The 22809-nt window shown below is 57.0% G+C and carries 23 protein-coding genes and 1 pseudogene; 2 read left to right on the top strand and 22 right to left on the bottom strand.

Going from position 1 to position 22809, the window contains the following annotated elements; genetic code table 11:
* Positions 1-154: 154 nt before the first annotated feature.
* The 9 genes from HY868_09190 to HY868_09230 all read right to left on the bottom strand — a co-directional run bounded on the left by HY868_09190 (position 155) and on the right by HY868_09230 (position 8164).
* Positions 155-1687: an ABC transporter ATP-binding protein gene (locus HY868_09190; protein MBI5302300.1), complete on the bottom strand. Its 1533-nt coding sequence runs from the start codon at positions 1685-1687 to the stop codon at positions 155-157.
* 76 nt (positions 1688-1763) lie between these two features.
* Complete coding sequence (locus tag HY868_09195; protein ID MBI5302301.1) at positions 1764-2777, bottom strand: BMP family protein; 1014 nt, start codon at positions 2775-2777, stop codon at positions 1764-1766.
* 211 nt (positions 2778-2988) lie between these two features.
* Positions 2989-3924, bottom strand: a complete 936-nt coding sequence (locus tag HY868_09200) for an ABC transporter permease (GenBank protein MBI5302302.1) — start codon at positions 3922-3924, stop codon at positions 2989-2991.
* 81 nt (positions 3925-4005) lie between these two features.
* On the bottom strand, positions 4006-5115 hold the full coding sequence (locus HY868_09205) for an ABC transporter permease (protein MBI5302303.1): 1110 nt from the start codon (positions 5113-5115) through the stop codon (positions 4006-4008).
* A gap of 23 nt (positions 5116-5138) precedes the next feature.
* The gene (locus HY868_09210; protein MBI5302304.1) at positions 5139-5864 is read right to left on the bottom strand and encodes an HNH endonuclease; all 726 of its coding nucleotides are present in this window, start codon (positions 5862-5864) and stop codon (positions 5139-5141) included.
* Between the two features lie 15 nt (positions 5865-5879).
* The gene (locus HY868_09215; protein MBI5302305.1) at positions 5880-6803 is read right to left on the bottom strand and encodes a DNA adenine methylase; all 924 of its coding nucleotides are present in this window, start codon (positions 6801-6803) and stop codon (positions 5880-5882) included.
* On the bottom strand, positions 6800-7318 hold the full coding sequence (locus HY868_09220) for a DUF4203 domain-containing protein (protein MBI5302306.1): 519 nt from the start codon (positions 7316-7318) through the stop codon (positions 6800-6802). The genes HY868_09215 and HY868_09220 overlap by 4 nt, the downstream gene beginning before the upstream one ends.
* A 3-nt stretch (positions 7319-7321) precedes the next feature.
* On the bottom strand, positions 7322-7516 hold the full coding sequence (locus HY868_09225; protein MBI5302307.1) for a CDGSH iron-sulfur domain-containing protein: 195 nt from the start codon (positions 7514-7516) through the stop codon (positions 7322-7324).
* 39 nt (positions 7517-7555) lie between these two features.
* Positions 7556-8164: an NUDIX domain-containing protein gene (locus HY868_09230; protein ID MBI5302308.1), complete on the bottom strand. Its 609-nt coding sequence runs from the start codon at positions 8162-8164 to the stop codon at positions 7556-7558.
* A 733-nt stretch (positions 8165-8897) separates the two neighbouring features.
* Here HY868_09230 and HY868_09235 point away from each other — a divergent pair.
* A complete protein-coding gene (locus HY868_09235; GenBank protein MBI5302309.1) occupies positions 8898-9173 on the top strand; it encodes a hypothetical protein in 276 nt (91 codons plus the stop codon).
* Positions 9174-9337: 164 nt separating this feature from the next.
* Here the strand turns inward: HY868_09235 and HY868_09240 are convergent, their stop codons facing one another.
* Genes HY868_09240 through HY868_09250 form a run of 3 tightly spaced genes read right to left on the bottom strand, consistent with a single transcriptional unit; the run spans position 9338 to position 12759 of the window.
* The gene (locus HY868_09240) at positions 9338-10261 is read right to left on the bottom strand and encodes a c-type cytochrome (GenBank protein MBI5302310.1); all 924 of its coding nucleotides are present in this window, start codon (positions 10259-10261) and stop codon (positions 9338-9340) included.
* An 18-nt stretch (positions 10262-10279) separates the two neighbouring features.
* Positions 10280-12115: a cytochrome b N-terminal domain-containing protein gene (locus HY868_09245; protein ID MBI5302311.1), complete on the bottom strand. Its 1836-nt coding sequence runs from the start codon at positions 12113-12115 to the stop codon at positions 10280-10282.
* A gap of 35 nt (positions 12116-12150) precedes the next feature.
* On the bottom strand, positions 12151-12759 hold the full coding sequence (locus HY868_09250) for a Rieske 2Fe-2S domain-containing protein (GenBank protein ID MBI5302312.1): 609 nt from the start codon (positions 12757-12759) through the stop codon (positions 12151-12153).
* Positions 12760-12995: 236 nt separating this feature from the next.
* On the opposite strand from HY868_09250, the gene mreD reads away from it, so the two are divergent.
* Positions 12996-13496: a rod shape-determining protein MreD gene (gene mreD / locus HY868_09255; GenBank protein ID MBI5302313.1), complete on the top strand. Its 501-nt coding sequence runs from the start codon at positions 12996-12998 to the stop codon at positions 13494-13496.
* On the opposite strand, the gene HY868_09260 is transcribed toward mreD, so the two are convergent.
* From HY868_09260 to HY868_09305, 10 genes and pseudogenes are all read right to left on the bottom strand, one after another.
* Positions 13493-13861: a hypothetical protein gene (locus HY868_09260; GenBank protein ID MBI5302314.1), complete on the bottom strand. Its 369-nt coding sequence runs from the start codon at positions 13859-13861 to the stop codon at positions 13493-13495. The genes mreD and HY868_09260 overlap by 4 nt on opposite strands.
* Positions 13862-14077: 216 nt before the next feature.
* Positions 14078-15349, bottom strand: a complete 1272-nt coding sequence (locus HY868_09265; GenBank protein ID MBI5302315.1) for an MFS transporter — start codon at positions 15347-15349, stop codon at positions 14078-14080.
* 72 nt (positions 15350-15421) lie between these two features.
* Positions 15422-16465: a hypothetical protein gene (locus tag HY868_09270; GenBank protein MBI5302316.1), complete on the bottom strand. Its 1044-nt coding sequence runs from the start codon at positions 16463-16465 to the stop codon at positions 15422-15424.
* 149 nt (positions 16466-16614) lie between these two features.
* Complete coding sequence (locus HY868_09275) at positions 16615-17127, bottom strand: pentapeptide repeat-containing protein (GenBank protein MBI5302317.1); 513 nt, start codon at positions 17125-17127, stop codon at positions 16615-16617.
* Positions 17128-17423: 296 nt separating this feature from the next.
* Positions 17424-18137, bottom strand: coding sequence for an HAD family hydrolase (locus HY868_09280; GenBank protein ID MBI5302318.1), 714 nt, complete (start codon positions 18135-18137; stop codon positions 17424-17426).
* A gap of 119 nt (positions 18138-18256) precedes the next feature.
* Positions 18257-19366, bottom strand: a complete 1110-nt coding sequence (locus HY868_09285; GenBank protein ID MBI5302319.1) for a Zn-dependent alcohol dehydrogenase — start codon at positions 19364-19366, stop codon at positions 18257-18259.
* A gap of 2 nt (positions 19367-19368) precedes the next feature.
* A pseudogene (locus HY868_09290) lies at positions 19369-19434 on the bottom strand (SEC-C domain-containing protein).
* Between the two features lie 472 nt (positions 19435-19906).
* On the bottom strand, positions 19907-20821 hold the full coding sequence (locus HY868_09295) for a hypothetical protein (GenBank protein MBI5302320.1): 915 nt from the start codon (positions 20819-20821) through the stop codon (positions 19907-19909).
* 107 nt (positions 20822-20928) lie between these two features.
* Positions 20929-21534, bottom strand: a complete 606-nt coding sequence (gene metW, locus HY868_09300; protein ID MBI5302321.1) for a methionine biosynthesis protein MetW — start codon at positions 21532-21534, stop codon at positions 20929-20931.
* Between the two features lie 67 nt (positions 21535-21601).
* Positions 21602-22762: a homoserine O-acetyltransferase gene (locus HY868_09305; GenBank protein ID MBI5302322.1), complete on the bottom strand. Its 1161-nt coding sequence runs from the start codon at positions 22760-22762 to the stop codon at positions 21602-21604.
* Positions 22763-22809 lie beyond the last annotated feature (47 nt).

Raw genomic sequence — 22809 nt, forward strand, 5'->3', positions numbered from 1 at the left:
TTCCTTGTAGCTGAGCGTGCTACTCCACCGCAGCAGGATGTCTGGGAACCAGGGCTTTCCCACCCAGACGCGAGAAGCATCTCACCGTGGTACGCTTCGCGCACCCAGGATTCAGCAATCCACACTCTCACTTTGAACTTTTGACTTGCAACTTTTAACTTGACATCCTCTTCGCCCCCGCCATCATCAAACCCAGCTCGTCCACGGGTGTGGTCGGCGGAACGATGCCGACGATCTCGCCTTCGTACATCACCGCGATGCGGTCCGCCAACGCGAGCACCTCATCGAGGTCTTCGCTAATCAGCAAAATCGCCGTGCCCTGGTTGCGCTGTTCGATCAATCGCTTATGGATGTACTCGGTCGCGCCAATGTCCACGCCACGCGTCGGTTGCGCCGCGATGAGCAATTTCGGTTGGCGCGTGAGTTCACGCGCCATAATCAATTTCTGAATGTTGCCGCCGGACAATGCCTTGACCGGCGTATCGAGCGTCGGTGTTTTCACATCGTACTCGCGCACGAGTGTCGCGGCGTGCGCCTGGATTTTTCCGAAATCGAAAAACGTCGCGCGTGCGAGTGGCGCGTCCGCGTGCGTTTCGAGAATCGCGTTTTCCTGGACGGTGAAATCGCGAATCACGCCCATCGTCATTCGTTCTTCGGGAATGAACGCGACGCTTGCCGCGATGATTTCGGCGGGCGCATGATTCGTCAAATCGCGACCGTTGACGACAACCGTGCCGTTCTCCGCGCGACGCAAACCGGCAATCGTCTCGGCGAGTTCACGCTGACCGTTGCCGGACACGCCCGCAATGGCGACGATTTCTCCGGCGCACACGTCGAGCGCAAGATTCTTGACGGCGGGCAAACCCTTGTCGCTCAACGCGGTCAAGCCGCGCACCTGCAACACATTCGCGTTCGCGGTGACCTGGGGTTTGTCCCACGCGGTCACCACATCGCGCCCGACCATCATCCGCGCGAGTTCTTTCTGCGTCGTGTTCTTCGTCGCGACGGTGCCGACGACGCGACCATCGCGCAAGACCGTGACGCGATGGCTAATCTGCATCACCTCGTGGAGTTTGTGGCTGATAAAGATGAGCGCGTGCCCCGTGTCGGTCAATTTTTTCAGCGTGCCGAACAACTCATCCACTTCTTGCGGCGTCAGTACTGCGGTCGGTTCGTCGAGAATCAACACCGCGGCGTCGCGATACAACGCCTTGAGAATTTCGACGCGTTGTTGTTGCCCGACCGCAAGTTGCCACACGAGCGCGTGCGGGTCCACATTCAAACCGTACTGCGATGCCAGGTCGCGGATACGCGCACTCACCTTGTCGAGGTCGGTCATCGGTTCACGCGAGGAGGCAAGCCCCAGCGCGATATTTTCCGCGACGGTGAACGGCGGCACGAGCTGAAAGTGCTGGTGCACCATCCCGATGCCTTGCCGCAACGCGTCGGTCGGCGATTTGATTTTGATTGGCGCGCCATTGATGAGAACTTCGCCCTCGTCCGGTTTATACAAACCGTAAAGAATTTTCATCAGCGTGGACTTGCCCGCGCCATTCTCGCCAAGCAATGCGTGAATTTCGCCCGCGCGCACGTCGAACGACACGCGATCATTCGCGAGCACACCGGGAAAACGTTTCGTGATGCCGCGCAGTTCGACGGATTGAATAGTCGGTCGGGATGTGGACATAGAGTTCCTAAAGTTCCCTCAGTTCCCTTGCTTCCCTTTGAAGGAAATGAGGGAACTGAGGGTAATGTGTTCGTGCTTACTTGACGCCCGTTTGAATCTTGCCGTCAATCAAACCCTGGACGGTATCGTCCGCGAGTTTCTTGACATCGGCAGGCAAGGTGTAATCCTTGTTGTATTCGACGACGAGCACCTTGTTCTTGAGCGTGCCGATCATCACCTCGCCGCCCAGCTTGCCGGCTTTGGTGTTATCAATCATTTGCTTGACGAACGGCGTCCAATCGTAAACCTGGGTCGCGACGACGTTCTTGGGCGCGAGCGATGCTTGCGACGATTGATTGCCGAACCACGCGGCGTTCTTTTCTTTCACGACGCCGATCGCGCCGACGACCGCTTGCGACGTGCCGGTCAACATATCCGCGCCGTTCGCGATCATTGTTTGCGCGGCTTGCGACATCAACGCGACATCGCTGAACGATTGCGTGAACGTCTTGGCGATTTTGGCGTTCGGGTTGGTCGCTTTGACGCCGGCTTCAAAGCCGTTGATGTGCAACGCGCCATCACCTGCGGGAATGGGTCCGATGAGACCGAAACCGCCGGTCTTGGACAGTTTCGCGGCGATCACACCCAGCACGTAACCGCCCTGATCGGCTTGCACAGTGTAGGCGTTAATGTTCTTGACGCCCTTTGCCGCGAACGTGTCCACGGCGGTGCCCCACGCAAACGCGACTTTGGGGAAATCGGGCGCGATGTCCGCGAGCGACGCGCCGTATTGCGAACCGTGCGCGATCACGAGGTCAAAACCCTTGCCGGCGTAATCGCGAATCGCGGCGGCGGCATCCGGGACGTTGCCCAGGTTATCGGTGAAAACGAAATCAAACTTGTCCTTACCCATTTCGGTTTGGACTCTTTTCAACGCGTCTACCATGCTCTGGCTGAACGCGAGATCGTTCGCCGCGCTCGGCATAATCACCGCGACGCGGAACGGTTTCGCCGGCACCGCGGTCGGCTTGGGCGCTTCGGTCGGCGGCGCGGCGCACGCGACCAACGTAATCGTCGCGATGACCAGCAAAACAAAAATCAGTCGTTTCATTTTTTCTTCTCCTCCGGAAATAGTTGGTTAGTGCGTTAGTGCGCTAGTTCGGTAGTGCGATAGTTGGTTCCTGGGAACATCACCTCCTCGTCAGTGAACAGTGAACAGTCAGCAGGCAACTATCAACAGTCAGCAGTCAACTGTCAACAGTCCGCGCGATGTCTCCATCCACTTATCCGTTGCCATCCGCTTGTCCGTTTGTCTTCCGTTTTCACTCTCCCCGCTCGAACGGTTTCGTCAGCGCGGCGGGTTGCGCGATCACCTGGCGCGCCGCAAACATCAACGCGATGATCGTCAAAATATACGGCATCATCAACGCGAGATCGGAGGGAATCGGAATGCCGAGCGTTTGAATCCACAACTGCAACGCGTTGACCATACTGAACAGCAAACAACCCAGCATCACCCGAAACGGTTTCCACGCGCCAAAGTACACGAGCGCGACCGCGATGAATCCTTGCCCGCTGGTAATGTTTTGTTGAAACACATTCAGCAGCGCAATCGAGAGCGAGGCGCCAGAAAGACCGGCGAACGCGCCGCCGATGATGACGGTGATGTAGCGCACGCGCGCGACGCTGATGCCGAGCGTGTCCGCGGCTTCCGGGTTTTGTCCGACCGCGCGCACCTTCAATCCGAACGTCGTCTTGTTCAGCACCCACCAAGCAATTGGCACGAGCGCAAACGCGAGGTAGACCAGCAAATTCTGATTGAAGAAAATTGGACCGACAATCGGCAAATCGGTCAGCACCGGAATTTTGATGTCGGTGAAACCCTGGACGGTTTGCGGCGATTTGATCGTGATGCGATAGAGCAAATCGCTCAAGCCAAGCCCGAACAAATAAATGCCGATGCCGCTGATGCCTTGTTCCGCTTTGAGCGTGACACTGATGAACGCCGTGCCCAAGCCCATCAACGAGCCGACGACGAGCGCGGCAAGCAGTCCAAGCCAGGGATCGCCGGTTTGCAAAACGGTGTAGTACGCGGCATACGCGGCGACGAGCATAATTCCTTCGACGCCGAGATTTAGCACGCCGCTGATCTGCCCAAACGTTTCGCCAATCGCGGCGTAGAGATACGAGGTCGCGAGGCGCACGCCGGAAGTGAGAATGCCGATGAGGACGTGAAGAGAAAAGAGATCGCTAATCATCGAGTTTCCATTTTCGATTTTCGATTTGCAATTTTCGATTGCCGGGTTTCCAGTCGCAAATCGAAAATCGGCAATCGAAAATTACTGGGATGTTTCCGCGCTAGGTATTGCGACTCGCGTTTCGTCCACGCGTTTCACACTGCGGCGCTGCGCCCAGATTTGGCTCGCGACGACGAACACGACGATCAATCCGTCGAGCGTGATGACGAACGCAGAGGGAACCTGGACCGTGCGTTGCAAACTGTTCGCGCCGACGAGTAGCGCGCCGAACAAGATGGACGCGGGAATCGTGCCGAGCGGATGCAGCGAGCCGAACAACGCGGCGACGATGCCGTTGAACCCGGCGTTGCCGGTAAACCCGTGCGCCGAGCCGTCGCTGAAAACGCGATGCGTGACGCCGAGCAACTCGACCGCGCCACCCAGTCCCGCGAGCGCGCCGCTCAACAAGAACGCGAGTAGTTGATAACGTTGCACCGAAATCCCGGCGTACTTGGACGCGCGCGGATTGAACCCGACCGCGCGGATGCGATAGCCAATCGTCGTGCGCCACAACAAAATGTACGCGAGGATCGCGATGACGATACCAAGCGCGATGCCCGCGTGCAAACGCGTCGGCACCCAGCGCGCGAGATCGGACGCGTTTGGCAGACGCTGCGTTTGCGGAATCTTGATCGCGTTGTCGGCGGTCGTCGGATCAATCAAAACGCCGGTGAGGAGAAAGACCAGGAAAAATCCGGCAATCGAATTGAGCATGATTGTGCTCAACACTTCGTTGACGCCGAATTTCACTTTGAGCACACCGGCGATGCCGCCCCAAAACGCGCCGCCGAGAAATCCGGCGAACAAGCTGGCTGGGACGAGCAAGACCGCGGGCGTATCTTGAAACGTGAGCGCGACCGCGGTTGCGCCGAGCGCGCCCATCACGAGTTGCCCTTCGCCGCCGATGTTGATGACGCCGCACCGATATGCGATGCAGGTGCCGATGCCGACGAAGAGCAGCGGTCCGGCTTTTACGAGCGTATCGGCAATCGCGTTGGGACTGCCGAACGCGCCCTGCGCCATCGCCGCGTACGCTTCAAGTGGATTCGCGCCGAGCGCGAGCAACATCACCGCGCCGACAAGCAAGCCCAGTCCGCCGGCGACGAGCGGCACGATGATCGCGTTGAGTCGAGAGAGGTCGAATGATTTCATGGATGGATGAAAATGTCCTTTCGTTACTCGATATGCTTGGCAATGATTCGCTTGACGTATTCAGGAATCGGAGACTGATTTGCTTGCGCGGCTTGCTTCAATCGCTCGTAGGTTTGAACCTCGTTGCCTCTCCACAAAATATCCGTGCGCCTGATTTCTTGTAGAGCTACATGCAAGTAACGCTCTGGACTTGCCCAGTAACAATTCAAACAAACATCGGCGGCTTTGCCGGTCTTCCAGTTTTCGCAGTGCTCGCAAGACCATGACTTGGCGCGATTGCAAGAACCGCAGACCAACATCAAATCCTGGGGATTCCATATACCTGGTTTATCGTCACCTGCCACTTCGTATGGGACGCGATGATCTATCTGCAAATATCGCGACTCGAATTCTCCGCCACAAATCGCGCATTTGTGGCTACCTGTCTCGTACATTTCCTCTTTCAATTTCTTGGGAAACGTTTTTCTGCCCTGCAGTCGTTCCTTACGAATTTTAGTGAGATCGCCAAACCGATAACCCGCAATCGAACGACCATCACTGGAGCGAACGCGAAAAGTTTCCAATGGGATACCCGCTTCGCGGACATCACGTGCGGCTCTCGGTGGGTGATTGTACCCAGATTTCTTTTCCAATTCCTCCGTCGTAACAAACCCGCGCTTTAGAATGTGCTCAATCACAATTCGCGCGCGCTTGTTCGTGATGGATGCTAATTGTTGCTGGATTTTCTTGTTAGGCAATTTTAATGGCATTCGGTTTTCTCTGGATTAGCTGGTTACAAATGCGAGTTGCACTGCTGCAGGTCGTGCCTTGCTTCGATTTACTAGATCGCGTGGATGAAGGTCCAATCGTTTAGCCAGCGCCTTTGAAAGGTACACCGATTCGTACGTAATTGCATCTCCACCCAAGAGGGTAGATTGTGTCGAACGCCCCGCATCCACTTCGATTCTCAATAATCCAAGTTCGCGAGGAAGTTGCTTGCCAAATGCCTTGTCGCCGGTTCGCCCATCATAACTCAAAATGAATGACATCTGACGGCAATTCAGCAATTCTAGCTCACGCATCATTTCATCGAAACTCACACCGCCATAATAACGCGTGTCGCCGTTACTACACACACCTTGGTACGGCGGATCCATGTAGATCAAATCGCTTGGCGTGGATGCCTGCAAAACATCCTTGAAATCCTTGCTCGTGATTTTGGTTCTGCCGCGCAAGATGTTCGATACGGCAAAGATATCGTCTGCCATCTTCCGCGGCTCGCGCCCCAGACGTCGGTTATCCGGACTCTGGTTGAATTCACCCTTTGGGTTATAACGCACCGATGCCTTGACGCATCGCGCGAGCAAATAGAGCAAATACTCCGGTCGTTTTGTGCGGTTAAACTCGTCCCGAACCTGATCGTAATACTTGCGCTCATTCCCTTGCTGCTCTTTCCACAGACGCGCGTACCCCTCGGCAACGTTCTGTGGATTATTGATGATCTCATGCCACAATGTCATGAGCGGTTTGTTCAAATCGTTCAGATGAAAACGCGATGCCTTGCCATAACACGCCGCGGCAATCGAAATTGCCGCCGAACCGGCGAACGGCTCAACTAGTGTCGCAATGTCGTGCGGGAAAAACGGCAGAATGTACTTCGCGATGTTTCGCTTACTACCTTGATATGGAATCGGATGGGGCACTTTCACGATGCGCCTCGCTTCTCTCTCCACAACCAACCCACCTGAATCATCACACCGACGACGAACAACACAACAATCGCGATGATCGCCATCGCGCCGCGCGGCAACAGGACGTTCGTCAACGTGATTGCGCCCGCGAGCGACGACAGACCGATCAATGCCCAATCGAACAAGAGCGCGACCCATATCGCACCAATCACACCGCCGACGACAAACGCGATCAACGGGAGCGGCGTCGCGTCGAGGTTCAGCAAATCGAGAACACCTGCCGCGATGACTCCGCCCGCGACAAACCCGGCAATGCCGACGACGACATTCTGTAGAACAATCGCGAGCACCGCGCCCAGGATGCCCACGCTCAACGCGACGAGCAACGTCAGCCACTCAGGTTGGCGTTGAAACACGCGCGCGGCAAACACCGCGCCCGCTTCAAATCCGATCGCCGCGACAAAGACCCAGAACAACTTGCGTCCCAGCGTGAGGAGCAGAATACCTTCGAGCGCGCGGAACAGCGCAATCATCGTTTACGCTTTCTCTGGACACAGTGGCGCTTGCACGACGACCGGTCCGATCGAGTTCGGTTCTTGTTTATGCGTGCCGTCGCAGATTGGAAATTCCTTCGACTTGAAACAGCGGCACAGCGAAACCTTCTCACCCGGTTCCAAGTGCACCGTCGTTCTCAAATGCCCATTCCGATTTTCCGTCGAATAGGTCGCCACAATGCCTCTTCTCTAGACATCGCAAGTTAGAAACTTGCGCTACCTGATGCGCGTCAAAAAATCGAGCCACGCGTCTTGCGGCGGATTGATCGGCGGCAGCGCGTCGCAACGCGCCCAGAACGGTGTGAACATATGATTGTCCGTCTGCACGCGCCAACGATCCGGCGACGCGCCGCGAAATTCGAGATGAAAAAAATGTCGTCGGAGCGTGTCCGCGAGCGCGTCGTCCGCAACCCACGCCGTGATGTGAAACGTGATGTACTGCGGATTCAACGTGTCGTCCGATTCCTGATACGTCACCTGCGTGAATCCGTTCGCGCGGCGCTGCGCGGTCACTTGAATGCCGCGTCGGAATTGCACCCAGTTAAAGCTCGCCGCATCGGGACGCGCGTACGCTCTTGTTGTCCGCGCAATGAAAGGCAGATGATCCGGCAATCGTGTCTCTTGTGTATCGAGAAAGGCGCACACGTGCAACTCGTTCAAGCCGGATTCTTCGCGCGCCTCGCGTAACGCGGCTTGTGCGAACGGTTCGCCCTCTTCGACCGTGCCCGCCGGAATTTGGATCCCGGCATACGGATGTTCAAAGAGAAGCACTTCGTCGCCGTCATGCCGCGTGATGAACGCCGTTACTTTATCCAGGTGTCGCATCGCGTATCTACTCAGCCCATCCTTGCGAAGGTTCCCAGCCACTTTTCCGAGGACACGCGCGACGACAACAAATTCGATTCCTAGAGAATTACGCCTTCAAACCTTCGCAAGGATGACCGGTCACCGCATCGCTCAATAAAAAGCGGACGACTCGACCGCACGCGTCGCGTGCAACGTCGAAAGCCGTCCACACCTGTTCACATCCGATTTGATTAAACTGGCAACCATGCCGATTCATTCCTGTGCACGCGGCTCTGCGACGCACCACCTTGCGACACAGCGAGTCATCGCAAACCATCGCCCGTGACGGGTCAATGGGGTTTCGGTTGAACGTGGCAGTCGGCGCTTTTCGTCGAGCGAGGATACTCGACGCCGTCATGCGCGCAGGGAACAAGACTAACGCAGAACGACCGGCTTGCCAAAGCTTGTTCGTATTGTAACACGATTTGGCGGGCGAAGCAAAAAACCCGGTGCTGTGGCACGGTTTTATAAAGTCATTTGCAGACCCATCCCCCAACCCCCTTCCCTCATAGGGAAGGGGGTTGGAGGTTAGGTTGGCAAGTGAGTCAAGCGACTTTTGAAAAGTCGTGGCGCTGTAGGGGTTTTCCTTTATACGAATTCTTGATGAAAATTTCATTGACATACGCCGATGAATCGTTTATGCTCGTACTACCTTGGAGAGGATGCCGCGATGGGCGCGCATCGGTAAAACAAGATTCTGAAGGAGGAATCTATGCGACGTGTGATATTCGTTGCCCTTGCGTTGGTCATTCTGCTGATCGGCGCGGGGATTTTTGTTTTAACGGCAAACGCGTTGGCGACAACGGCAACAGCCAACACGACCATGCCGGCGACCAACTCAATCGCCGTCACCACGAGTAATACGACGATCCAAGAGCCGGTGCAAGCAATGCCCGCTTCGAGCGTGCCATACGGCAGCGATGCCGAGGAAGAGATCGCAACCTCAGCGCCAAAATCGCAAGGGCACTCGTGCGATTCGGGTTACTGACCGAGGCAAGCTGCGTGAACGAGCCGTTGGACAAATCGTCCGGCGGCTTTTTATTTTCGCGTTATCATCATTCCGCATTATACTGGGATTGCCTATCCCACAAGCAAAGGACTTGCCGTTGAGGCAAGTCCTTTTTTTCATCGCGATTTTTTTCAGCCACGTGATTACGGCACACCGGAGAACGAACGCTCGTAGATAATCACTTTCCACAGCGCATCTTCGCCGAGCGATTTCCACGGCGGCATTCCCGTGCCCGCCACACCTTCGGAGACCATAAAGAGATGGCATTCGGGTGAGATCGTTTGCATGAACGCCTTGTCCGCCAAATTCGCCGGCTTGGGGTTCAGCGACGCCGCGGTCGGTCCATCGCCGCGACCACGCGTGCCGTGACACGACGCACACAAATTATCGTACGTCGTTTTGCCGGCGGCGAGCGCCGCGCGATCATCCGGTTTGTACGGCGATTTTTTGCCGACGTACTCCGGTTTGATGTTCTGGCACTTGGGGTTCACGCCGGCAATGACCGGCGCAGGCGTCGGCGAAGGACCGGGCGTCGGGCTGGGTCGCGGTCCCGTCGCGAGCGGGGGGGGCCACGCATTCACTTCGGGCGCATCCTCACGCCAGTTCAGCACAAACGCCACGAGCGCATCCACTTGATCGGGACGCATCGGTCCGCCGTACTGATTGCCCCAGGTCGGCATACGCGCCGAGTACAAATCGGGACGCGAAGGAACCGGGCGACCGGCGGCAATCGTGTTCTTGAGAAACGCCGGAATGCTACCCGACCAACTGATTTCCTTTTCGCGCCGACCATCGAGCAAATCCATGCGGTTGATCGCCGGCGCAAGCGTGGGGATACCTTCGCCTTTGTTGCCGTGACAGCCCGCGCAGTACTGTCCATACAATTCAGCGCCCACTTCGATCTCGCGTCCTTGCAAGGACGCCTCGCGCTTTTGCATCACCGTCTGCGCGTCCGACGCGGTAAGATTGAAATCGCGCCCCATATCGTTCACGGCAATCGCCGCGAGCGGCACGCACGTGAGCAGGGTAAAAATGAATCCGACCAAGATTTTGAGTTGAGTGGACATGGTTTTCTCTTTGGCGCGTTATTCGTACGCAGATTCCTTGTGCAGGTAGATGATCTTTTCGTACACCCCGGCATCGGCGACGCTTTGCGGCGTCCAGGTAATTCGTAGCGTTACTTTTTTCAACCGCATCTGCCAATCCTCGACGACGAAAAATCCCTGCGCGTCCACCAAGCCGCTCTTGCCGCTCGTCTCTTTCCCGCGTTGCGATTCGCGCGCGACCGCGGTCTGCATCCGCGCAAGCATTCGATCGAATTCTTCGGCGTTCGCCGGCGGCGCGCCGTGTTGCGCCAATTCGTAACTGCCGACCGGCAATCCCTCATAACCAAGTCGGCGAACTTCGCCGCAGTTATCCAGCAAGAGTGGAATCGGCGGCAGCACGCATTCTTCCGGAATGAACTCTTGACCGATTTCGACGGCGGGCGGCGCGGACACGCCAAAGTACGGCGTGCCAAAGTACGAGAACACGACGAACAAGACGAGCGAGATGATCGCGACGCTGAGACCCAGTTTGCGATTCTTGCCCTGGCGACTCGGCGTGCGACCCCAGAAGCGTTCCCACCATTCGTCAATGTACGGAATCGCAAAGATGACGACGAAAATCACCGTCGGAAAAATCACGCCCTGCACCGCCGGGCTATCGTAGAATTGCACGAGGTCAATCCCGATGAAATCGCGCAGCGCGCGCAAAATCGGCAAGACGACCGGGTCTTTCAACATGCCTTGAATCCAGAGAAAGTACCACGGTGCGGTCGTGTGCAGCGGCGTGCGGTACGGATCGGCGTGATGTTCGAGCGGCGCGTGGAACGAGAACGCCGCGAACGCGACCATGCCGAACACCGCAATCGCGATCCACATCAATTCTTTCGTCAACACATCCGGTAAATAATCGAGCCGTTCCTTCGCCGCTTTGCGCACAGCCGGATCGGGCGATTCTTCCTCGCTCGCCGGCAAACTGATGCCGTGCAAACGCGAAACGCGATAATAGTGCACCGAGATGAACACAATCGCGAGGGCTGGGAACAAGATCACGTGCAAGAGATAAAAGCGGAGCAAACCATTTTGCCCGATTGTGTCGCCGCCGCGCAAAAGCAGGTTGGAGATGTACCCCATGATCTCTTTCGGCGGCGCGGATTTCGCCATGCTTGTGCCAATCGTCACCGCCCAGTACGCCAGTTGATCCCAGGGCAGCAAGTAACCGGAGTACGAGAGACCCAGCGTGACGATGAGTAGAATCACGCCGGTGACCCAGGTGAATTGACGCGGATGTTTGTACGAGCCGGTCAGATACACGCGCAACATGTGCAGCGCGACAAAGATCACCATCAACTCCGCGCCGATGCGGTGAACGTCGCGCATCAATTGACCGAACGGCACTTCGGCAATGATCTTGACCATGGATTGGTACGCGCGGTCTTGTTCGGGAATGTAAAAGACCATCAAGATCGTGCCAGTGACCACTTCGACGAAGAACGTCAGCGCGCTCATAAAACCCAGCCCGAACGTGTGCGTAAACTTGGTCGAGGATTTTTCGTAATAGCGCGGGCGAATGTGCGCGAAGAACGCGTTCGTGAACACTTTATAGCGCGGGTTCGGTTTTTCGACCGGCGGGTCGCCGCGAAAGAGCGCGCGCACATCCGCGATGCCCATGCCGGCGGACACTGCGCGCGTCGTATTGTCCGCCAACTCCCACGCTTTGCCGCGCATTTCTTGCGAGACGTTTGTGCGGCCTTCCTTCGAGCGCAACGCGCCGAGGATTCTCAGTGATTCTTTTGCGCCTACCGGCAAACGCGTGTAGACCTGTTCCGCGATGGCGGTAAGCGGGTTGCGGCGTCCGTTTCCGTTTCCTTCAAACATAGCAACGTGTCTCCTGCGATTTCACGATGGCGCGATCAACCGTGCGACTCGCCTGGTGTTACCTTGCCGGTGTCCACGATCACATTCAATTCCGGGTCCGCCGGGATTTTGACGGGTTGCGCTTGCGCGTTCGTCGCGGCAACCACCTGGTTGCTCGCGCTGACAAACGTCATCGCCATCCGATCGAGACTGCGTCCGGCGGGTCCTTCGATGTACGTGCCCTCTTTCGTGTACTTGGAACCGTGGCAGGGACATTCAAAACGTCCCGAGACCGGTTGCCATTCGTAGAGACAGCCCAAGTGCACACACACGTCGTACAACGCGACAATCGCGCCGTTCACGTTTGCCAACCAAAATTTGCCTTCGCGATTGTGAATCGGCGGATCGTCCGGTTTGGGGAGCGCATCGCCGGCTTTGCCGAGCGGAAAAACTCCGCCGAACTCGCCGACTTTGAAACGGGGAAATGAAAAGAAGAATGTGGCGCCGCCAAAGCCCACGACAAAAACAAACCCGAGCGAGGCGAGCCAGGCGTAATTGATAAATTCACGCCGAGTCAGCGGAGGCAGCGCTGCAATTGCCGCGCTAGTCTTTGCATCGGCCATGCTTTCGAATCTCCTTCCGTAGAGACAAACCCAACTAAACATCGGACAATGGACCACAGATTAACACGGATAAACGCAGATAGAAATAATCGGTGTTTATCTGTGTTTATCTGTGGCTTGTATTAGGGGCGTCAAAAGTGGGCGCATTATAGCACACGCTAAAAAATCGTGTCAAGGCACCCTTGAAATTTTCTTAAAATTTTAACGAGAAATTGACAAAAGCAAATGCGCGTGGTACATTTCGCTCAACGCTTCGTCGCTCGCTTGGCAAACTGCGTATGTCAAACTGGGTTTTAATTCCACTCCTCTTACTCGTCGCGGTCCTCCAAGCGACGCTCTTGCCACTGGTGCCGGTCTTTGGTTTTACGCTCGACCTTGCCCTTGTGCTCGTGATTGGCTGGGGTTTGGTCGGACCGGCGTGGCAAGCCGCGCAATGGGGATTCACGCTCGGTCTATTCCTCGATCTGATATCGGGCTTGCCATTTGGCGCGCATACCTTGTCGCTCACACTCATCGGATTGTTGATGAGCGCGGGTCAGTTGGTCTTTTTCCGAAGTAATCTTGCCGCGCCGCCCATCGCCGCGGTACTCGCAACGCTGATTCAACACCTCATCATTCTCAGTATCCTCGCCTTCACCGGGCAACCGATCGCGTGGGACGCGTTTCTATTACGCGTCACATTGCCGACCGCGTTGCTCAACACGCTCACACTCACCGCGTTGTTCCTGCCCCTACGCTGGCTCGCACAGCGCGTCGCGCCACAAATGGAATTTCATTAGCCGCCCGTCGTCAGCGCGCGCAAACTCAGCCCAAAGATAAAGAGCGACGCGAGCGCGTACATCCCCATCTCGACGCGTCCCGTGCGCGCGTGCGTGTACACGTAAACACTGGGCCACACCAATCCCACCAACGCGCCGTACAACACGTGAATCAGATCGGACGGCGGGCGCAAAGTCACGAGCATGATCACACCCAGCAACGCTTGAACCAACGCGACGATTTCGCCGATGACGAGCGCGCCCCAATAACTGGATGTGACACCCTGCCCGCGAAAATAATTCACCAGTCCCCACACGCCGAGCGCGAGCGCGAACAATATGACCGTCATCGCAAGCCGACTGTGAAGCAGAACGATAGGATTCATTTCAACTCCTGAGGAACGATTTGCACGCGGATTTTGTGGGGCAATTTTCCAAATTGCCTAACGCGATAGATGTTGCGATTCGCTTGTGGAAACCGTCGGTCAAGACCTTCGAGGTCTCGGAGACCTCGAAGGTCTGTCATTTCAGATCTTTTTCTCAACGTTTATAACGCTACCTCCGCCAAACGTGGACGTTGCTTGGCAATTTGGAAAATTGCCCTACGATTCTGTCTTCGGTTTTTGCTTGGCAAGAGAATTGGCTAACGGTTGCGCGCGCCACCACACCGCAAACGCGAGCGGCACGAACGACACGATTGCGCCAATCATGCCGATTGCCGCGTAATCGAGCGCGGCAAAAACCAAGCCACTCGACAAACTTCCCAACGCAGAGACCAAGCCGATCATCAAATCGTTAAAGCCCTGGGTGCGCGCGCGTTCGTCCGGTGAAAGTTGATCCGCGAGCAACGTCGAGCCGCCGACGAACGCGAAATTCCAACCCAGCCCCAACAAAAAAAGCGCGACGGAAATCGGAAATACGTCCGGCGAAAGCGGCGCGGCGAGACACGCGAGAATCAAGGCGAGGCTCCCCAACGCGATAACCGGCGCGCGCCCCCACCGATCCGCCAAGCGTCCCGACACAATCGAGAACGCAAACATCCCGAACGTGTGCGACGAGATCACCAACGCGATGTCGCCAAGCGCGTGCTGATGATTTTTCATGTGCAACGACGTAATCACCATCAGCATCACCATCGCCAACTGCCCGCCCGCCATCGCGATCATCGCGACGAACACACCGGGCACGCGCACAATCTCGCCAAGCGAACGCGCGGCGCGCGCGCGCGTCGTCGCGGGCGGGTACAAGCGCTCCAACGCGCGACCAAGGTCGCGCGGCTCGGGACGCAGAAACGCGAAAATCGCCATTGCGCCAAACGCAAACAAGACCAAACTCGCGCCGTAGGGTCCGCTCAACTTGTCCGCGCCGACCGATTGCGCGACATCACCCATCGGTCCTACCATCAACGGACCGAGCACCGCGCCGACGGTTCCGCCGAGCACGACATTCGAAATCGCTTTGCCGCGATCCGCCGGCAAATGCACTTCCGCCGCCGCAAATCGTCCAAGTTGCAGCGCGGCATTCGCCGCGCCCATCAACACCATGCCCGCGAGAAAACCTGGGAATGTGTTTGCGATGACCGCGCCGCCGGCGATTGCCGCACCGATGATTCCCAGGATCAAGCCGAGCGTGAGACCGCCGCGCCGTCCCCAGGCATCCATCGCGTAGCCCCACGCAAACGCCGCTAGCGCGCTACCGAGCAGATACACCGCGCTCGGCAATCCCGCGAGCGCAGGTTGGCGGCTCAGTTGCTCGCCGACAATGGGATTGATCGTTGATGCCGCGATGAACCCCGCCGAACCGACACTCTGCGCGAGAAAAAGCGTCGCGGTGATTTTTTGCGCGTGCCGCGCGCGAATCACGTCATCTTGCATTCGTTCTCTCAATATAAAATCGCCCACTGCGCTGAGGCACAGCGGGCGATACAAATAGCGCGCGACGCGCGTTCAACGCGGCGCGACACCGGTCTTGAATTCCGGCACAATCTCGACAATCAATTTCTGAAAGTGACTGTTCGTCGGCAAACTGGGATTCGTCGCGTAGATCAACTCGACGATGTGCGCGCTGATGCCGAGCGATTGCGTTTCCAGGTGAATCACTTTGCCTTTTTCCGCGAGCACCGCTTCGCCCTTGGTCTGTAATTTCGCGCGCAACGCTTGGTCCTTGAACGCGTGCTCGCTCATCAAAATCTGGGTCACGGTGCGGACATCGGCTTTATCGAACAACCACAGATCGAACGCGGTCACCTTGTCTGGCTTGCCCTCACCCAGACGTTCCGAAATGCCCATCCCACATTCGCCGAGAAATTCGCCGCGCGGCGTTTCGAGACTGTACGACGTGTCATAGTTATCGTTGCCCAGCGTATACGACGGCACGAATCGTCCCAGCCCTCCCGCCGCGACTGTCGGCGCGGCGGGCGCTTCGGGCATACCGAGCGATGGGACCGCGGCTTCAGCAACCGGCGCGGCGGACGGGGCGCGCGTTGCGCGGCGCGCGCGCAACTGCGGCAACACGCGCGTAAAGACGAGCACGCCCGCCAACGCGACCAATCCAATCGCAAAAACGGCAATGAGAATCGGAACGAAATCGAATCCACTCGCAGTCGGGGTCGGGGTACTCGGACGCGGTGTCGCGCCTGGGGCTGGCGTGGGCACATTCGAAGTTGGCGATTTTGAAAGACCCATCGCGAGCGAAAACGCCGTCAACCGATCGGCTTCAATCGTCAAGCCGCGTCTCTGCCGATCTTGAATCAGTTGATTGACGATCCGTTCTTGATCGGCTTTAGGCAAATTGGCGAGACGACGTTGTGCGGTGGGGACATCGCCATTCAGCGCAAACGAGTCGGCGACTGCCGCCACATCATCGGAACCGGGCGTCCAACTGACGGGCCACACGACCCAGCCGAACAGCAAACCGAGACCAAGTCCAACGATCAGTCCGATGACGAGACCAAGCCAAATCCGTTGAAACACTCCGACGATGTTATCCATTCCGCCTCCCGGTGTACGAAAAAAATGTCGCGTGCGATTGTGCCTGGTGGGAGCAGTGTCGGGACACTGCCTCACCTTTGAGGACTGTGATTATTCTATCACAAAACGCGCGCGCATACAAGATATGGACAAAAATTGCCAGGTGACAACTACGCGCCGTCCTTGTCTACGGCTTTCCACGATTTTTTGTCTTGCGCGATGACCATCCCGGTTACATTCGTCAACTCGGCGTAGGTGATGTCGAGATCGGTCGTGTCCGCGCCGGTGAAATCCGCGCCGTCGAGGTGACTCTTGGAGAAATTCGCGCCGCGCAGAATCGCGCCGGGCAGTTTCGCGCCGACGAGCACCGCGCCGCGCAGAATCGCGCCGGTAAGGTTGGCATTTTTCAGCCCCGCGCTTTTGAAATTCGCGTCGCTCGCATCCGCGTTGGTGAAATTCGCTGCGCGTAAATGCGCCGCGTTCAGTTTCGCATTTTTGAGACTCGCGCCTGACAAATCGGCTTCTTCGAAATTCGCCCAGCCGAGATTCGCCTTGTCGAGGTTCGCGCCGCGCAAAATCACGCCGCGCAAATTCGCTTCGCGCAAATCCGCGCCGCGCAAATCGGCATTCGAAAAATCGCGTTCGCCGGCATTGTATCGTTTGATGAGTTCTGGCGCGTTCATAATCCTACCATAATCGCTCGACCCAACCTTGCGAAGGTTACCAATCACTTGCCCGAGGTACCGCGCAACGGCAACAAATTCGATTACTTGAAAAATACACCTTCAAACCTTCGCAAGGTTGTGCTGAATGGCATTCTACGCGCGATGTCCCGGCGCGTCAACAGGGTTGAATGCTAGCCCACGGTTTTTCAAAAGTCATTTGCAGACCCATCCCCCCTGCCCCCTTCCCTTACAGGGAAGGGGGTTGGGGGGTTAGGTTAGCAAGTGAGTCAAGCGACTTTTGAAAAGCCGTGATGCTAGCCCACCAATTCGCCGCGTTCGAGTAACGCGCCGACGTCCGTTAGCGTACCGCGCCAATCCGCGGGCACATCGGTCGGCAAATGTCCATCGTTCGTAATCCAAAAAGTTTTCATCCCCGCGCGGCGCGCCGGCGTCATATCCATTTGCGGATCGTCTCCGATCATCACACATTCTTCCGGCGCCACATCCAATTGCGTCGCGATCTCGCGATAGTACGCCGCGTGTGGCTTGGAGGTGTGCATCGTTTCGTAACTGGTGACAAGCGCGTACGGAAAATCGCCGACGCCGCCCCACTCCAAGCGTTGCGTGATCGCGGTCAACGGAAAGAACGGTCCTGTCGCCAACGCAACCTTGCGTGTCGCGGCGAACGCGCGCGTCAATACCTCGCGCACGCCCGCCACGCGTCGCGCGTAGGTGCTCAGCGCGCGATACTCGGTCGCGTAGAAATCGTGGAACAGCGGTTCGAGTTGCTCGCGCGTCAGACCCAGTTTTGGAAAAAAGTCCGCGCTGAATGCGTCAACCAGCATGCGGGTCGGGTCGGAATTATTCATCATCACTTTGGTAGACGCGTGCAATTGCACGATCAATTTTTCCGGCGCGACGAGATGCGCGAGTTTTTTCGACAGCGCGCCAAAGTACTGTGGCAAAAACGTTTGCATCGAAATATCCACGAGCGTGCCGTCCATGTCGAAGAGAAGCGCCTTGATCATTCCATCTCCAAAATATCAAAAACATTGCTGTCGAGAAAAGAAAACACGTAGACCAGTAGACAGGCAACCAACCTCGCGCCCTGTTAACCTGTTCACCTGTTTCCTTGTCTACCGATTTACTAAACCGCATCGAACACGATCACGCCGCGCGCCACCGCGCCAGCTTCCATATCCGCAAACGCCTGCGCGACATCCGCGAGCGCGTACCGTTGCGTAACGAGCGCATCGAGCGGTAACCGTCGCGCACGATACAACTCGACCAGGCGCGGCAAATCCACTTGCGGTCGAATCGAGCCGACGAATGATCCGAGCAAACGCCGATTCTGAAACACGAGCGCGCCGACCGGGATCGGCACGTCGGTTTTTGCCGCGTGCATCCCGACGATGACCGCCGCACCGCCCGGTCGCGCGCCTTGCAATGCTTGCGGGATCGTGACGGCGGAGCCGACCGTATCGAATACGTAATCCACGCCACCGCGCGTGAATGCCTGGAGCGTTCCCGGCACATCGCACTGCAACGGATTCAACGTTTCGGTCGCGCCCAGTTGCTTGGCAAAATCCAAACGCGTTTCGAGCACATCCACCGCGAAGATCGGATGACAGCCGGCAAGCTGGCAACCCAGGATCGCGCTCAACCCCACGCCGCCGCATCCAATCACCGCCGCCGAACTCCCTGGCTCGACGCGCGCGGTGTTGATGACCGCGCCGACGCCCGTTGCGACCGCGCACCCAATGATCGCCGCGATTTCAAACGGCACGTCGTCGGGAAACGGAATCGCGCTGGCTTGATCAATCACGCAAAATTCCGCCATCGTCGCCGCGCCGAGATAGTGCTTGAGTTGAACGCCATCAAGCGTCTTTAATCGCGACGTGCCATCCGGCAACCAACCCGCCAATATCGTCTTGGGTAACCGCTCACACAAGTTCGGTTGACCGCGCAAACACGCCGGGCACGTGCCATCCGCCGGCAACCAATTCACCAGCACGCGATCGCCTGGCTCAAAACGCGTCACCTTCGCGCCCACCTGCTCGACGATGCCTGCGCCTTCGTGACCCAGCACGAGCGGCGGTTGGGCGCGCAATTCGCCGCGCAGCGTGTGCAGATCGGAATGGCACACGCCCGCCGCGCGCACGCGCACGCGTAGTTCGTTCGCCTGTGGCGGATCGAGTTCAATCGTTTCAATCGCGAGTTGATTGTAGGCGCGCACAACGGCGGCGAGCGTTTTCATATTCACGCAACCTTACCGTGACACTGTTTGTACTTTTTGCCACTCCCGCATGGACACGGGTCGTTGCGACTGCGCGGGGGGACGATTTTAACTTCCTCATCCTCGTCCGCGTCTTCATAATCCTCATCATCATAATTCTCGTCGTAATCTTCGTCCAACCATTCCGGCACGCGCGCCGGTTCGGCGCGCAGCACGAGAATCAAAACGCCAATGATGACAACCGCCGCGCCTAACGCGATGAGCGATGCCTGGAACGTGGTGAGGTCGCCAACCAAAGTCAACACACGCCCCACCAACACAATGCCCACACCTGCAACCAACGTCACCACGAACAAGAGCGCGAGTAAGAGCAAGGCGAATACGATTGTTCCGAGAGTTGAGAGTACTGCTTTCATTCATTGTCTCCAGTGTTAGCGTCTTACTAGCGAATTGTTTGCCTATCATCAAAGTTTTTCGGGATGCGGATAAAAATATCCGCGTTCATCCGCGTCCTAGACTTTCCGGCTTGGTTTCGGTATATCCAGGTAGAATGTTCAAATCTCATTTAAGCGCCTCTGCCAAAATCGCGTGCGTCGCCGGGTTAGCGAAATAATCGTGCGCGCTGGGCATCGCGGGCGCGACCTCGACAAAAATATCGTGAATGTGCAAATCGGGCGCGGGCAAAAACGATCCGATCACACCCGCGACAATGTCGTTCGTATCGTACACGTTGTACCAGCAAGACACGTGTGCGCGCGCGATTTCGCCGAGGTCGGACGCGCGGAGGCGCGTCATGATGAGTTTGCCGAGCGGACAACCGAGCGTGAACCAGAACGCGATCTTGTAACGATGCGCGAATTGTTTGAGCGCGTCAAACGCTACGACCGTACCGAGACTATGCGTCACGAGCACGATCTCGTCGAAATCCTGCGCGGCTTGGTCGAGCGCCGCGACGACGCGGTCTTGGATTTGGGACGCGGCGCTTTGGTCGAACAAATAGACGACGACTTCTTTGATCGTGTCGGTAATCGCGTTGTCAATCCCCAAGAAACTCGTCGTCACGATTCCGCGCGCTTGATTGTCGGATTGCGTGCGCGCGTGCGTCTCGCGCAATTGTTTTTCAAAGTCAGCTTTGAATTTCGCTTCGGCGGGCGATTCGACGCGCGGTGCGATGCTCCGCTCGCGATTCGTGATGACGTCGGAATAGTACGCCGAGATGAAATCGAACGGCTTGCTGTGTTGCGCTTGGACGCCGTTCACAAGTCCTTCATGATAATTTTCGGGGATGTCGCCGCCGCCGTGAACAATCACCATCACACGGCGCGGGGTTCGCTCAGGAGGTGTGGGTACTAACGCGTTCGATTTGCGACGCTTGCCGCGCGCGGTTCTTTGGCGCGGCTTGGCAAGACGCGCGTGCGCTTTTCCGAGGGATGCGCGTGAGGATTTCGATTTCTTGGCAGATTGCTTCCTAGTCATTGGCTCCTCCGTGAAAGACCGCGGACGGTCAGGTCAATTGCGATGCGCCTATTCTAATGCAAAACCAGGAATCTGCCAATTGGTAGAGACGTTGCAATGCAATGTCTCTACGCCAATTCAAATATCGCGGTGGTTGCGCGGAGGTTTTTGTCGCGACGCACTGGGATGCGCCGCGCGCCTTGGAGGTACATTTCTTTCGTAATGCGAATCTTGTGCTGCTCGCAAAACTCGCCGAAATCGCGCACGGTGAGCGGGCGCGCGCGTGGACTTGTGTCCCAGGGTTGCGGCAAACCGGGCGTCACCGGAATGCGCCCGGTCAACAGCAAACTCAAACGACAACGCCAGTGACCCCAGTTCGGGAAACTCACGATGGCGCGGCGACCGACGCGCAACATTTCTTTCACGATGAATTCCGGATCGTTGAGATATGGAATCGTATAACTCAGGATGACGGTATCGAACGACTGGTCGGGAAAATCGCTGAGACCTTCGTGCAGATCGCCCTGGCGCACGCTGACGCCTTTGCGGACGCACGTGAGGACGCCCTGCTCCGATAGTTCGACGCCACGTCCGACAATTTGGCGCGTGTCTTTGAGATGCTTGAGCAACGTGCCATCGCCGCAACCCAGGTCGAGCACTTTTTCGCCGGGCTGGATCAACTCGGCAATCGTCAGCAGGTCGGCGCGTAACGTTGTGTTTGCAGATTGATTCATATTTGACCGCGTGAATTGTAAACAAGGAAAGAGGTAAACAGGTGGACACGTAGACAGGTCTGCCCGTTTACTTGGACTCCCATTTGACCCCAAACTGATGCACAACGCGGTCGAGAAAATTCGAGAGGAGACCGGTCATCGTTTCGACTTCGAGCAGGAACGCGTCGTGTCCCCAACTGGATTGAATGTTCAAGTAACTCACATCCGCGCCGACCGCAGTGAGCGCGCTCACCAATTCTTTCGAGTGGTACGTCGGGTAGAGCCAGTCGGACGTGAACGACACGACAAGGTAAACGATGTTCGCACTGTTCGCAAACGCGGCGGCGAGGTTGTGATGCCCGTTCGCCAAATCGAAATAATCCATCGCCTTGGTGATGTAAAGATAACTGTTCGCGTCGAAGCGTTCGGTGAAACGGATGCCTTTGTGCTTGAGATAACCTTCAATCGCAAAGTCGGTGCTGAAATCGTAGCCGAAACGTTCGCGCGTTTGCAGGCGTCGTCCGAACTTGTGGTGCATGGATGCTTCGCTCAGGTACGTGATGTGTCCGATCATCCGCGCGAGCGCCAACCCAGCATTTGGTTTGACGCCATCGTAGTAATTGCCGTTGTTCCAGTTCTGATCGGCGTAGATCGCTTGACGACCGACTTCGCTGAACGCGATGAGCATCGGCGAGTGAATCGCCGTCGTCGCGATGGGCAACGCGGCGCGCACGCGTTCGGGATAACTCACGCACCATTGCAAGACTTGCATCCCGCCCATGCTCCCGCCCGCGACGGCGAGAAGTTTTTCGATGCCGAGATGATCCATCAGATATGTTTGTGCGCGCACGACATCGCCAATCGTAATGACCGGAAAATCCAAGCCGTACGGTTTCCCGGTCAGCGGATAAATCGAACCGGGTCCAGTCGAACCCTGACAGCCGCCGATGATGTTCGAGCAGATGACGAAAAACTTGTTCGTGTCGAACGCTTTGCCGGGACCGATGCAATCATCCCACCAGCCGACTTGTTCGTCGTCGGGCGCATGATACCCTGCCGCGTGCGCGTCGCCGGAGAGCGCGTGCAAAATCAGAATCGCGTTGCTCTTGTCCGCGTTGAGCGCGCCGTACGTTTCGTACGCCAACGTGATCGGTCCAAGCGATTCACCGCTATCGAGTGGCATCGGTTCGTTTTCGGCAAACGTAAAGTATTTGCGTTCGACGATGCCGACAGAGTGATTTGTGTTCATAAGACCTATTAGAGCCCCGAAGGGTTCGCTTCGCGGAAACCCTTCGG

The sequence above is a fragment of the Chloroflexota bacterium genome (assembly GCA_016219275.1).
GTDB lineage: Bacteria > Chloroflexota > Anaerolineae > UBA4142 > UBA4142 > JACRBM01.

Bases quoted from the DNA above. Each gene is read 5' to 3' on its own strand.
- HY868_09280 (MBI5302318.1), bottom strand. From the start codon at position 18,137: ATGATCAAGGCGCTTCTCTTCGACATGGACGGCACGCTCGTGGATATT.
- metW (MBI5302321.1), bottom strand. From the start codon at position 21,534: ATGAATCAATCTGCAAACACAACGTTACGCGCCGACCTGCTGACGATT.
- HY868_09285 (MBI5302319.1), bottom strand. From the start codon at position 19,366: ATGAAAACGCTCGCCGCCGTTGTGCGCGCCTACAATCAACTCGCGATT.
- HY868_09270 (MBI5302316.1), bottom strand. From the start codon at position 16,465: ATGGATAACATCGTCGGAGTGTTTCAACGGATTTGGCTTGGTCTCGTC.
- HY868_09240 (MBI5302310.1), bottom strand. From the start codon at position 10,261: ATGTCCACTCAACTCAAAATCTTGGTCGGATTCATTTTTACCCTGCTC.
- HY868_09260 (MBI5302314.1), bottom strand. From the start codon at position 13,861: ATGAATCCTATCGTTCTGCTTCACAGTCGGCTTGCGATGACGGTCATA.
- HY868_09295 (MBI5302320.1), bottom strand. From the start codon at position 20,821: ATGACTAGGAAGCAATCTGCCAAGAAATCGAAATCCTCACGCGCATCC.
- HY868_09265 (MBI5302315.1), bottom strand. From the start codon at position 15,349: ATGCAAGATGACGTGATTCGCGCGCGGCACGCGCAAAAAATCACCGCG.
- HY868_09235 (MBI5302309.1), top strand. From the start codon at position 8,898: ATGCGACGTGTGATATTCGTTGCCCTTGCGTTGGTCATTCTGCTGATC.
- HY868_09230 (MBI5302308.1), bottom strand. From the start codon at position 8,164: ATGCGACACCTGGATAAAGTAACGGCGTTCATCACGCGGCATGACGGC.
- mreD (MBI5302313.1), top strand. From the start codon at position 12,996: ATGTCAAACTGGGTTTTAATTCCACTCCTCTTACTCGTCGCGGTCCTC.
- HY868_09305 (MBI5302322.1), bottom strand. From the start codon at position 22,762: ATGAACACAAATCACTCTGTCGGCATCGTCGAACGCAAATACTTTACG.
- HY868_09205 (MBI5302303.1), bottom strand. From the start codon at position 5,115: ATGAAATCATTCGACCTCTCTCGACTCAACGCGATCATCGTGCCGCTC.
- HY868_09210 (MBI5302304.1), bottom strand. From the start codon at position 5,864: ATGCCATTAAAATTGCCTAACAAGAAAATCCAGCAACAATTAGCATCC.
- HY868_09245 (MBI5302311.1), bottom strand. From the start codon at position 12,115: ATGTTTGAAGGAAACGGAAACGGACGCCGCAACCCGCTTACCGCCATC.
- HY868_09220 (MBI5302306.1), bottom strand. From the start codon at position 7,318: ATGATTGCGCTGTTCCGCGCGCTCGAAGGTATTCTGCTCCTCACGCTG.
- HY868_09250 (MBI5302312.1), bottom strand. From the start codon at position 12,759: ATGTTTAGTTGGGTTTGTCTCTACGGAAGGAGATTCGAAAGCATGGCC.
- HY868_09190 (MBI5302300.1), bottom strand. From the start codon at position 1,687: ATGTCCACATCCCGACCGACTATTCAATCCGTCGAACTGCGCGGCATC.
- HY868_09195 (MBI5302301.1), bottom strand. From the start codon at position 2,777: ATGAAACGACTGATTTTTGTTTTGCTGGTCATCGCGACGATTACGTTG.
- HY868_09200 (MBI5302302.1), bottom strand. From the start codon at position 3,924: ATGATTAGCGATCTCTTTTCTCTTCACGTCCTCATCGGCATTCTCACT.
- HY868_09275 (MBI5302317.1), bottom strand. From the start codon at position 17,127: ATGAACGCGCCAGAACTCATCAAACGATACAATGCCGGCGAACGCGAT.